Below are 10,133 nucleotides of genomic sequence, written 5' to 3'. Positions count from 1 at the left end.
GATGTCAGCGATGTCGATGACCAGTGGCTTGTTCTCAATCTGTTCGATCGCTTTTGCGGCGAGCGAAGAGAACTCCCTGTCGACAAAGAGAACCTTGCATTCGCCGTGGCGCAGGATAAAGCGGACGCCTTCGGCATCCAGCCGGCAGTTGATCGCATTGAGCACTGCGCCCGACAGCGGGATGCCGTGATGTGCCTCGACCATGGCGGGAGTGTTGGGCGCGAGAATCGAAACCGTATCTCCACGCTTGATGCCCCGCTTGACGAGCGCGCTCGCCAGGCGCAGGCAGCGTTCTCGTGTTTGCTTCCACGTTTGCCGCATCGAGCCGTGAATGATCGCGATGTGATCGGGATATTGGTCGGCGCACCGATCAAGGAAGTGGAGCGGTGTCAGCGGGAGGTGATTTGCAGGGGTACGGCCAAGCCCGCTCTGATAAATGTTTCCGGTCATAGCGATGTCTCCACGTCGGGTTATGAATGCACGGCCCTGAGGGGTTCCCCGTTCCTCAAGCCACATCCCAATCTAGCGTTGGTCCAACGGGGTGAATGTCACCCCTGAGACATTTCCATGCGTCGAGTTCCGACCTTCAAAGAGGGAAACGATTGTCGGCTGCAAGACATTGGGGCTGAGAAACGCTCGCTAATCTGAATTCTAAGTGGACGCGAGGTCCGCATGACACTTGAGCGAGGTAGTAGATGGAACGAGCTGGACCGCCACCGGATGAACTTTCATCGATCCGGTCGGCTGTGGAATGGGCAATTGCTACGCGACGTAGCGTTCGCGCCTATCTTCCGAAACCTGTCCCACACGAGACCATCAAGGCAATTCTTGATGTGTCGCGCTATGCGGCGACGGGGGTGAACATTCAACCCTGGAAGGTACACGTGGTCATGGGCGACGCCCGAGACCGGGTCTGCGCCGCAATCGCCAAAGTCGACAACGATCCCGAGTTGGCGGATGCGCATGCCGATGAATGGGCCTACTACCCAGAAGAGTGGGTGTCGCCCTATATCGACAGGCGTCGTGACATCGGATGGAAGCTCTATGGCCTTCTTGGCATCGAGAAGGGTGACAAGCAGAGGATGCACGCGCAGCACGGCAGGAACTACCAGTTCTTCGATGCACCTGTTGGGCTGTTCTTCACGATCGACCGCGTGATGCAGCGCGGCAGTCTCCTCGACTACGGGATGTTCCTGCAGAACATCATGGTTGTCGCGCGTACCTACGGTCTGAGCACCTGCCCTCAGGCCGCCTTCATGAAGTACCACAAGATCATCGAGCAAGAGCTTGGCTTGCCGCCAGAAGAAATGTTCCTGGTGGGCATGAGCCTGGGCTACGCCGACGAGAGTCGCATTGAGAACTCGCTCGTCTCTGAAAGGGCGCCTTCTTCCACCTTTACGGTTTATCACGCCACCTAGCTTTACCCGCAGATGGACCAATAGTACCACCAACGATATCCAATCTCAAATGGAGGAGACCATGAGTAACGAAGTTGATGTTCAAAGGATCACACAGAACGCGAGATTCTCGCGCTTCCATGGCTTGATCCTGTTCTGGTGTGTCCTGATTCTCGTGCTCGACGGATACGACTTGGCCGTTGTGGGCGCGGCATTACCGTCCATCATGAAACAGATGGGGGTGGATGCAGCAAAGGCCGGATTCATGGCGAGCTCGGCCCTGTTCGGCATGATGTTTGGGGCGATTTACCTCGGCACGCTGGCCGACAAGATCGGCCGGCCTGTGTCGATTTGCGTATGCATCGCGCTGTTCAGTTTCTTCACAGCCGCGGCCGGACTGACGCACGATCCGTTGAGCTTCAGCATTACCCGGTTCTTCGCAGGTCTCGGGATTGGCGGCGTGCTTCCCATCGTGACTGCTCAGATGGGTGAATATGCTCCGCGCAAGATCCGAGCCCGTCTCGTCACCCTGGTGTTCGCTGGGTACTCGATCGGCGGCATCCTTGTGGCGCTCACCGGCAAGCAACTGATTGAAGCCTATGGCTGGCAGTCCGTGTTCTTCATCGCCGGCACGCCCATCCTGATCATTCCCTTCGTCTTGCTGACCATGCCTGATTCGCTGGCGTTTCTGGTGCAGCGAAACCGTGCCGAGAAGCTCGTACAACTGATCAGGAAGATCGCGCCGGAGGTTCAAGTCAGTAGCCAAGACCGGTTCGTCATGCCCCAAGAGGCGATGGTGACCAAAGCCCCGGTGGCCAAGCTGTTTCAGGACGGACGTGGATTCAGCACAGTCATGATCTGGGTCGCCTTCTTCATGGGGCTGTTCATGGTGTACTCGTTGAGTTCGTGGCTCACAAAGTTGATGGCCATGTCGGGCTATAGCCTTGGGTCCGCACTTACCTTTGTGTTGGTTTTCAACATTGGTGCCGTGGTCGGTGCTGTGGGTGGTGGTTGGCTGGGCGACAAGTACAACATCAAATATGTACTGGTGGCCTTCTACGCGACCGGTGCAGTGTCGCTGGCGTTGATGGGTTACACGAAATCGACTGAGCTGCTCTTCCTTGTCGTGTTCGTCGTCGGTGCCTCGACCCTTGGAACACAGCTCCTGGCGTACGCATACGCCGGTGAGTTTTACCCCGCTTCGATTCGCTCGACCGGTGTGGGCTTTGCCTCCGGTATCGGCCGCCTCGGAGCGATCGCCGCACCCGTGCTGATCGGCATGCTGGTGGCGATGCGACTGCCTCTGGAGCAGAACTTCTTGGCGATCGGCCTTGCCGGCGTATTGGGCACCGTCGCGGTCATGATGATCGACCATCGCCGCAGCGCGGCCAACACACATGGCGCGGAAGCGCTTCCCTCACACTCCGACATCCCTTCGTCGGCAAGCAGTTGACCCATCACCCTCAGGAAATCATCCGATGCAGATCAGTAACAACGTATTCGTCGTAACCGGCGGCGGCTCTGGACTGGGAGCCGCAACTGCCCGATTGCTCTCTGAGCAAGGGGGCAAGGTGGTGATCGTCGACCTCGATCTGGAGGCCGCCGAAGCGATGGCTGAGGAACTCCGCTGCGCGTCTGTCTGTGCCGACGTGACGAGCGAAGAGGGAGCAAAAGACGTATTCAAAGCAGCAACCGCGCTGGGAACATTGCGCGGCCTGGTGAACTGCGCCGGTATCGCGCCCGCGGAGAAGGTAGTAGGCAAGCAGGGGCCGCACGCAATGAGTTCCTTCTTGCGCACCCTCAACATAAACCTGGGCGGCACGTTCAATATGGTTCGGCTGGCCGCCGAAATCATGCAACAGGAGCCACCCGACGACAATGGCGAGCGCGGTGTGATCATCAACACTGCGTCGGTTGCTGCGTTCGACGGCCAGATTGGGCAGGCCGCCTACGCCGCCTCGAAGGGCGGTGTGGTTGCGATGACCTTGCCGCTCGCGCGGGAGTTGGCCAGGTCCGGAATTCGGGTCGTGACGATTGCTCCAGGGATCATGGAAACCCCGATGCTGCTCAAGATGCCAGCCGATGTGCAAGAGGCGCTGGGTCGGTTCGTTCCGTTTCCTTCGCGCTTGGGTAAGGCGACGGAGTTCGCCGGTCTGGTCGAGCACGTGCTTGGCAATGGCTACTTGAATGGCGAGGTCATCCGGCTCGATGGCGCCATCCGGATGGCGGCAAAGTAAATCACCAGAACGGAGACCGAACATGAGTACAAACGATCCAGTCGTCATTCTGTCCGCCGCACGCACGCCGATCGGTGGCTTCCAAGGAGATCTCGCAAGCCTGACAGCCCCGGAACTGGGCGGGTTCGCTATTCGCGCAGCTGTTGAGCGCGCGCGTATCGATGCTGGCGCGATCCAGGAACTGCTGATGGGTTGCGTTCTCCCCGCCGGCGTTGGTCAGGCTCCTACGCGTCAAGCCTGCCTGAACGCGGGCCTTGCTGAATCGGTGACGTGTACGACGATCAGCAAGGTGTGCGGATCCGGCATGAAAGCCGTGATGCTGGCGCATGATTCGATCGCCGCTGGTACCAACGACGTGATGGTTGCTGGGGGCATGGAGTCGATGACGAACGCCCCCTATCTGCTGCCCAAAGCGCGCAAAGGGTATCGGCTCGGCCACGGGCAGTTGCTGGACCACATGTTCTTCGATGGACTGGAAGACCACTATCAAAATGACACACGCGGCCGGCTGATGGGTACGTTCGCCGAGGACTGTGCCGAGCGCTATGGCTTCTCGCGCGAAGCCCAGGACGAATGGGCCATTCTCTCGACCCAGCGTGCGAAGGCGGCGATCGAACGCGGTGATTTCGCATGGGAAACAACGCCGGTCATGGTCCAAGGTCGGACGGGCGAGGTCACGCTGCAGAGCGATGAGCAGCCGCCAAAGGTCAACCTTGAGAAGATTCCCTCGTTGAAGCCAGCCTTCAAAAAAGGGGGGACGGTGACGCCGGCGAACTCAAGCTCGATTTCGGACGGCGCTGCTGCGTTGGTGCTGGCGCGGGAATCGACTGCCAGGAAGCTGGGTGTGCAGCCACTCGCCCGAATCGTTGGCCACGCAACACATGCACAAGCACCGGCGGAGTTCACCACCGCTCCGGTAGGGGCCATCCAAAAGCTGCTTGGTCAGACCGGCTGGTCGACCGCAGATGTCGGTTTGTGGGAAATCAACGAGGCGTTCGCTGTAGTCACGATGGCGGCGATTCATGACCTGCGCTTGGACCCTGAGACCGTCAACGTTCATGGTGGAGCGTGCGCTCTTGGGCATCCCATCGGTGCGTCTGGCGCACGGATCCTTGTGACACTTCTTGGCGCCCTCAGGAAGGCGGAAAAGAAGCGTGGCGTGGCAAGCCTTTGCATCGGCGGCGGTGAGGCAACGGCGGTTGCGGTCGAGCTGTTGTAAGGAAAGGCCATCTGCCTCGCATTCGACGCGAGGCAGGTGGCGTCGTGAAGTTGTTGGTCGGAGCCAAATGTGAGTGAAGTGGTTTTGCGAAAGACAATCGACCGGGTCGGTTTCATTCAGATCAACCGCCCGGAAGCGCTGAATGCGCTCAATGACGATGTCATGGACGGAATTGGTGCTGCTGTTGATGCGTACGAGCGGGACGACAACATCGGATGCATCGTCCTGACCGGCAATGAGCGCGCGTTTGCAGCGGGTGCGGATGTTGCGCACATGAAGGATTTCGATTTCCAGAAGGTCTACAAAGGCAACTTCATCTCGAGAAATTGGGAGAAGGTTCGGGAGGCGAGAGAACCAGTTTTGGCCGCGGTGTCGCGGTTACGCGTTGGGTGGCGGATGCGAATAGGCGATGATGTGCGATCTGATCTTTGCCTCGGATGCGGCACGGTTCGGACAGCCCGAAATCAAGATTGGAACGATGCCTGGTGCTGGCGGAACGCAACGCCTGCCACGGCTTGTCGGCAAAGCCAAGGCAATGGACCTGTGTCTGACCTCGCGCATGGTTGATGCGGCCGAGGCTGAGCGTTGGGGCATTGTCTCGCGGGTCTATCCCTGCGATCGACTACTCGACGAAACGCTGGAAGCTGCCAAGCTGATTGCCAATTACTCGTTACCTGTAGTCATGATGTTCAAGGAATCGATCAATCGGGCATACGAGGCATCTTTGGCTGAGGGCCTGCTCTTCGAGAGCGGCGCCTTTCATTCCACGTTTGGACTTGATGACCAGAAGGAAGGGATGTCCGCCTTCCTGTCGAAACGGCAACCAACGTTCAAGCACCGCTGACAGCGGGTGAATGCTTAAGGTGTCGAGACCACAGAGCGGGCGGCATTCCAGAACGAAAACGACTGCCAGCTTGAACAAGGTTTTCTGTACATCAAGGAGTGGCCCAACCTGAATATGGCAGGGCTACTCCAGCATCTTCGACTGAATACGGCTCGAAATTTCCAATCGTCTTGCGCAAGACAATCCTGAGCAGGCCCGATCGGTATGGTCGTCATCGAGGTGCTTCGCCGCCATGCTCGTCAGTGACGACGTACCTCGCAGGACTATTTACTTGAACGAAAGCGACTCGTGGACAACTAGAAGTCCCGGCGTCTGCTAGGAGACAACGTCATGAAGTTCACCAAAGTCAGGCCGCAATGGCTTGCACCCACTGTGGCAACGCTATCGGCCTTGCTCGTCGTTGGTTGTGGAGGAGGCAGCGACTCTGTCGTAGCCGATGCCACGCCCCAGTTGACGCCAGCGCAGCAGTGCGCGGCGCTTCAAGGTTCAGCCGTACCAGCCTCCGCGATTGGTTTGCCAACGACTGGCGCCACGATCGCGTCGGCGACGCTCATTGCTGCGACGGCGTCGGGCAATACAAATGGCGAGTTCTGCAAGGTCTTGGGGGGGATTCATCCCGTGGACCCGGCCGCGCCGGACATCAAGTTCGAAGTTGATTTGCCGTCCACTTGGAACGGGAAATCTGTTCACTTCGGTGGTGGTGGGCTTGACGGGTCTGTCCCGGCCACAACAGGCTTCACAAAAACCGGCCTCACATCCTATGGCGAACCGAAGGGGGTTCTGACTCCGCTGGCGCGCGGATATGTGACGCTTGGCAGCGATAGCGGGCATGAAGGAAGCTTTGGGGATGGCCGGTTCGCTCAGAACGATGAGGCGTTGGCGAACTATGCCGGCGACCACATCAAGAAAACGCATGATGTCGCTCTGTTTTTAACCAAGCAGCGCTACGGGGCGACGTTCGCGCATAGCTACTACATTGGTGGCTCTGGCGGCGGTCGTCAGGCGCTTATCGCTGCGCAGAAGTACGCCTCAGACTACGATGGCATCATTTCGACTTATCCCGCGTCCGGGATCATGGGGCTGGCCTTCCAAATGGGGCGCATCTCTCAGGCGTCACTTGCCCGAGGCGGCTTCATCAACGCAAACAAGGCCGCTATGCTCAAGAAGGCTGTGATGTCGGCCTGTGACAGTTTGGACGGCGCGACAGACGGCCTGATCAGCAATCCGAGTCCTTGTACGTTCGATCCGGCGACTGTGCGATGCCCGGGGGGCGCCGACACGGGCGACACTTGCCTGTCTGACGCCCAGATCAGCACTGTCAATACCATGGCCACGCCGCTGAAGACGAACTTTGATTTCGCAAACGGTATTCACAGCATTCCGGGTTACAACATCCTCGCAGGCACCGATTTCTGGAGTGGCTTCTTGTTACCGCTGGGGGACTCTCCAGCAGACGCCGTACTGGACCCTGGGACAAATGCAACTGCACAATGGTCGTTCTTCTATGCCTTCCCGAATAGCCTCGTGCGATACGCTATTGCAAGGGATCCCTCGCTCGATTTGATGTCCTTCAACTTCACGGATCCAGGGTTGCTCACCGCTAGGACACAGACGGTGAGTCAAATGATGGACTCCACGACTGTCAACCTGGACAACTTCAAGAACCGAGGTGGGAAGGTGATCCTTCAGCACGGGCAATCCGACCAGTTCATTCCGGCTCAAATGTCGATTGACTACTACAACCGATTGCTGGCGAACTATGGGCAGAATGCGTTGTCGTCATTCCTCAAGTTCTATCTGGTTCCCGGTGCCGCACATGGCACGGGCGGGCAGTTTGAGGCGGCATATGATGGGCTGACTGCTTTGGACAACTGGGTCACGAAAGGCACGGCTCCGCAAAATCTCGTCGTTACCGACTTGAACCCGCCCACTGCGGGACGCACTCGGCCTCTGTGCGAGTACCCCAAGTGGCCAAAGTACGTCAGCGGGGACGTGAACGCCGCATCAAGCTATACGTGCTCCAATTGATCCACTGCCTGTGACAATATTGTCACAGGCGGATCAAGTCACTTCACAACTTCAGTCCTCTTGTGCTGCCGGCCGAAAACACGAGGCCGGCAGCACATCCGCTAAGCGCAAGAGGCTTGTAGAGGTAGTCGGCGCGACAGAAATCCTTGCGGAAGGCGAGGTCGGGGGTTGAGATCGTCCTCCGCTAGCCGGTAGAGACGGTCGATTCCTGAAGGAAGCGACTACACAGTCGGAATCCTATAGGCGGGCGCCTGTAAGCCTGAAACCCCTCGCAGACAAAAAGTGATGATGGCCGAGCCGTGGGCGGCTGCCTGGACAGCATCGGCTGTAGCGTTGTTGGTGAGCGGTGCCACCAGGCCTTCGAAAAGGCAGCCGACTATGCAGTCGGCTGATGCGGCGGCATCCTGTGCAGGGAACTCGCCATTCGCCATACCCTGCTCAATGATCGTCTTGAATACCCTGGCCAGTGCTCGGTGATAAGTGAGCCGGGCAGCCTCGACATCTGGCTCAACAGGTTCAGCAACTAGGGCGTAGGCTAAGCGTCGGCCTCGCAAGGCGCGACTCGCGAACGTCCATGCGGCCGCACCAAGACGTTCTAGTGCGGTCCCATCACGCATGGCGATACCAGCTACGACGTCGACTTCCCGTTGCGCCGTCGTTTTCACGAGTTCGACCAACAACTCGGTCTTGGACGGAAAGTAGCGGTACAACGTGCCGATCGCGATGCCTGCAGCCTCGGCAATCAACGACATCTGGGCTTCTCGGAACCCAGATTCCGCCACCAAATCTCGTGCGGCTTGGAGGATCAACGGATGTTTGTCGGCACCCCGCCGGCGAATCCGAATGCGCGGAGGGCTATGTGGAATTTCCATTTCAGTTATGCCTGCTTTTCGACGAGCAATTGTGCAGTACACCGCTCACCTTTATGGTGGCCATTATAGCGCTCTCCGTACAAACACCTAGCCGTGCTTCGCTTGACAGTATCCCTTTCGGGCCATAATCTAAAGCGAATCCAGATTTCACTTAACGGAACGTCGAATCCCACTCGATCCCGACAGCTTCCCAGGTCGGAGGTCTGCCAAGGAACTGGAAGACTGGACTTCTGCACAGTGCTTGCCACATGCCAGCGGTATCAAGTCGGCGACGGGTGCTCAGCGCAAACAGGTGATCATGCAACTGCGCAATACTGGCTCCAAATGATGAACCACGTGAATGGCATGCAAGCCAAGCGAGCGGAACCGATGCGAGTTTCGCCCGTCGTCCTCTCGAAATCCAGCAGCTTGGTCGACTCCACCTTGCAGAATCGCAATGATGGTTTTTGCAAGCCTGGCCATCTAAGTCTGGAGGCGTTTCTTTTGCAGGCGCCCTGGTGCTCGAATCTGACCTCTGAGCAGAAGACTCGAGTTATGCGTGATAGCTTTGACCGATCCTACGATGCTGGTGCTGTTGCGTGCCATCGAGGGGATCCTGCCGACCACTGGCTTGCGGTGATGGAAGGGATCGTGAAGGTCGATACCGCCTCGAGAGAGGGGCGGGTTATCACATTTGCGGGCGTTCCTGCCGGCTCGTGGTTCGGTGAGGGTGTTGTGCTGAAAGACGAGCCACGGCCCTATTCTGTTGTTGCGATCCGGGATAGTCGCCTAGCATTCGTACCCAAGTCGACATTCCTTTGGCTCCTTGAGCAGAGCCACTCGTTCAGCAGATACGTGATCGACCAACTCAACGCTCGATGTGGCTACTACGTTGGACTGGTGCACAACCTTCGGCTGCATGAAGCATCTGCGCGGGTGGCATTCTGTTTGGCAGAGCTTTTCAATCAGCAGCTCTATCCAGCCACGGACAAGACGTTGGGCTTCTCCCAGGAGGAAATTGGGAGGCTTTGCGGGCTTTCAAGGCAGAACACGAATCGGGCCATCCGCGAACTGGAAGATGCAGGGTTAGTGGTTGCTGAGTATGGGTCGATTCAGATACTGGATTTGGCGGCATTGCGTAGATTCGCACACTCCGGGGATTGAAGAGGCGCAACTGTTATCGGGTCCGCACGCTGATGCGCGAGGCGGATTTGCGCGCGCGATGGAAGACGTCCAACGCAAAGTCCTTGTGCCCGCAGCGCATGCTCATGCCACCGACAACGATCGGTCGACGCCCGCCCACAAAGGGCACATTCGGATCGACGGGTCGCTGCAGCCCCTCCTGGAGGAGTTCCTTCGAGTGGAAGGCGTATTCCGGGTACCGCTCTGGCAGCAGCCAGAATCCCGGCTCGGGCACCCAAAGCGCCTCCATGGCCGGGCTTGGCCGGATGAAGGACGCGCCCCAGGCATGAGGGGTTGCGGCTCCAGTCGGGTGGGCGGCAGCGGCAGGGCAAGACCACGGTCTGCGGGCTCGGTCTCAATGCGGAGAAGCCATAG

Annotated in this window: 9 protein-coding genes and 1 pseudogene; 7 read left to right on the top strand and 3 right to left on the bottom strand. The window is 58.5% G+C overall.

All coding sequences use genetic code 11. From position 1 onward, the window contains the following. Positions 1-450 (bottom strand): AMP-binding protein (locus tag AC1DKD_RS34585; protein ID WP_477144280.1); only part of this gene is annotated, 450 nt, incomplete at its 3' end. A gap of 245 nt (positions 451-695) precedes the next feature. Here AC1DKD_RS34585 and AC1DKD_RS34580 point away from each other — a divergent pair. From AC1DKD_RS34580 to AC1DKD_RS34555, 6 genes and pseudogenes are all read left to right on the top strand, one after another. Beyond that, positions 696-1,418 carry a nitroreductase gene (locus tag AC1DKD_RS34580; RefSeq protein ID WP_441633108.1) on the top strand — a complete coding sequence of 241 codons (723 nt, stop codon included), beginning with the start codon at positions 696-698 and terminating at the stop codon, positions 1,416-1,418. 61 nt (positions 1,419-1,479) lie between these two features. Continuing rightward, positions 1,480-2,850, top strand: a complete 1,371-nt coding sequence (locus tag AC1DKD_RS34575) for an MFS transporter (RefSeq protein ID WP_441633106.1) — start codon at positions 1,480-1,482, stop codon at positions 2,848-2,850. 25 nt (positions 2,851-2,875) lie between these two features. Then, positions 2,876-3,634 carry an SDR family NAD(P)-dependent oxidoreductase gene (locus AC1DKD_RS34570; RefSeq protein ID WP_441633104.1) on the top strand — a complete coding sequence of 253 codons (759 nt, stop codon included), beginning with the start codon at positions 2,876-2,878 and terminating at the stop codon, positions 3,632-3,634. Positions 3,635-3,656: 22 nt separating this feature from the next. Continuing rightward, complete coding sequence (locus AC1DKD_RS34565; RefSeq protein ID WP_441633102.1) at positions 3,657-4,853, top strand: acetyl-CoA C-acyltransferase; 1,197 nt, start codon at positions 3,657-3,659, stop codon at positions 4,851-4,853. A gap of 69 nt (positions 4,854-4,922) precedes the next feature. Beyond that, positions 4,923-5,697: pseudogene (locus tag AC1DKD_RS34560) on the top strand (enoyl-CoA hydratase). 330 nt (positions 5,698-6,027) lie between these two features. Next, a complete protein-coding gene (locus AC1DKD_RS34555; protein ID WP_045239506.1) occupies positions 6,028-7,725 on the top strand; it encodes a tannase/feruloyl esterase family alpha/beta hydrolase in 1,698 nt (565 codons plus the stop codon). A 221-nt stretch (positions 7,726-7,946) separates the two neighbouring features. On the opposite strand, the gene AC1DKD_RS34550 is transcribed toward AC1DKD_RS34555, so the two are convergent. Continuing rightward, complete coding sequence (locus AC1DKD_RS34550) at positions 7,947-8,597, bottom strand: TetR/AcrR family transcriptional regulator (RefSeq protein ID WP_400102049.1); 651 nt, start codon at positions 8,595-8,597, stop codon at positions 7,947-7,949. Between the two features lie 345 nt (positions 8,598-8,942). Between AC1DKD_RS34550 and AC1DKD_RS34545 the strand changes: the two genes are divergently transcribed. Then, complete coding sequence (locus AC1DKD_RS34545; protein ID WP_441633099.1) at positions 8,943-9,740, top strand: Crp/Fnr family transcriptional regulator; 798 nt, start codon at positions 8,943-8,945, stop codon at positions 9,738-9,740. A 13-nt stretch (positions 9,741-9,753) separates the two neighbouring features. On the opposite strand, the gene AC1DKD_RS34540 is transcribed toward AC1DKD_RS34545, so the two are convergent. Beyond that, positions 9,754-10,008 carry a hypothetical protein gene (locus AC1DKD_RS34540; protein ID WP_045239504.1) on the bottom strand — a complete coding sequence of 85 codons (255 nt, stop codon included), beginning with the start codon at positions 10,006-10,008 and terminating at the stop codon, positions 9,754-9,756. Between the last annotated feature and the right edge of the window lie 125 nt (positions 10,009-10,133).

The organism is Cupriavidus sp. 05T313 (assembly GCF_056396665.1).
The sequence above is the reverse complement of the archived record's forward strand: the minus strand, read 5'-3'. Positions and strand labels throughout refer to the sequence as shown.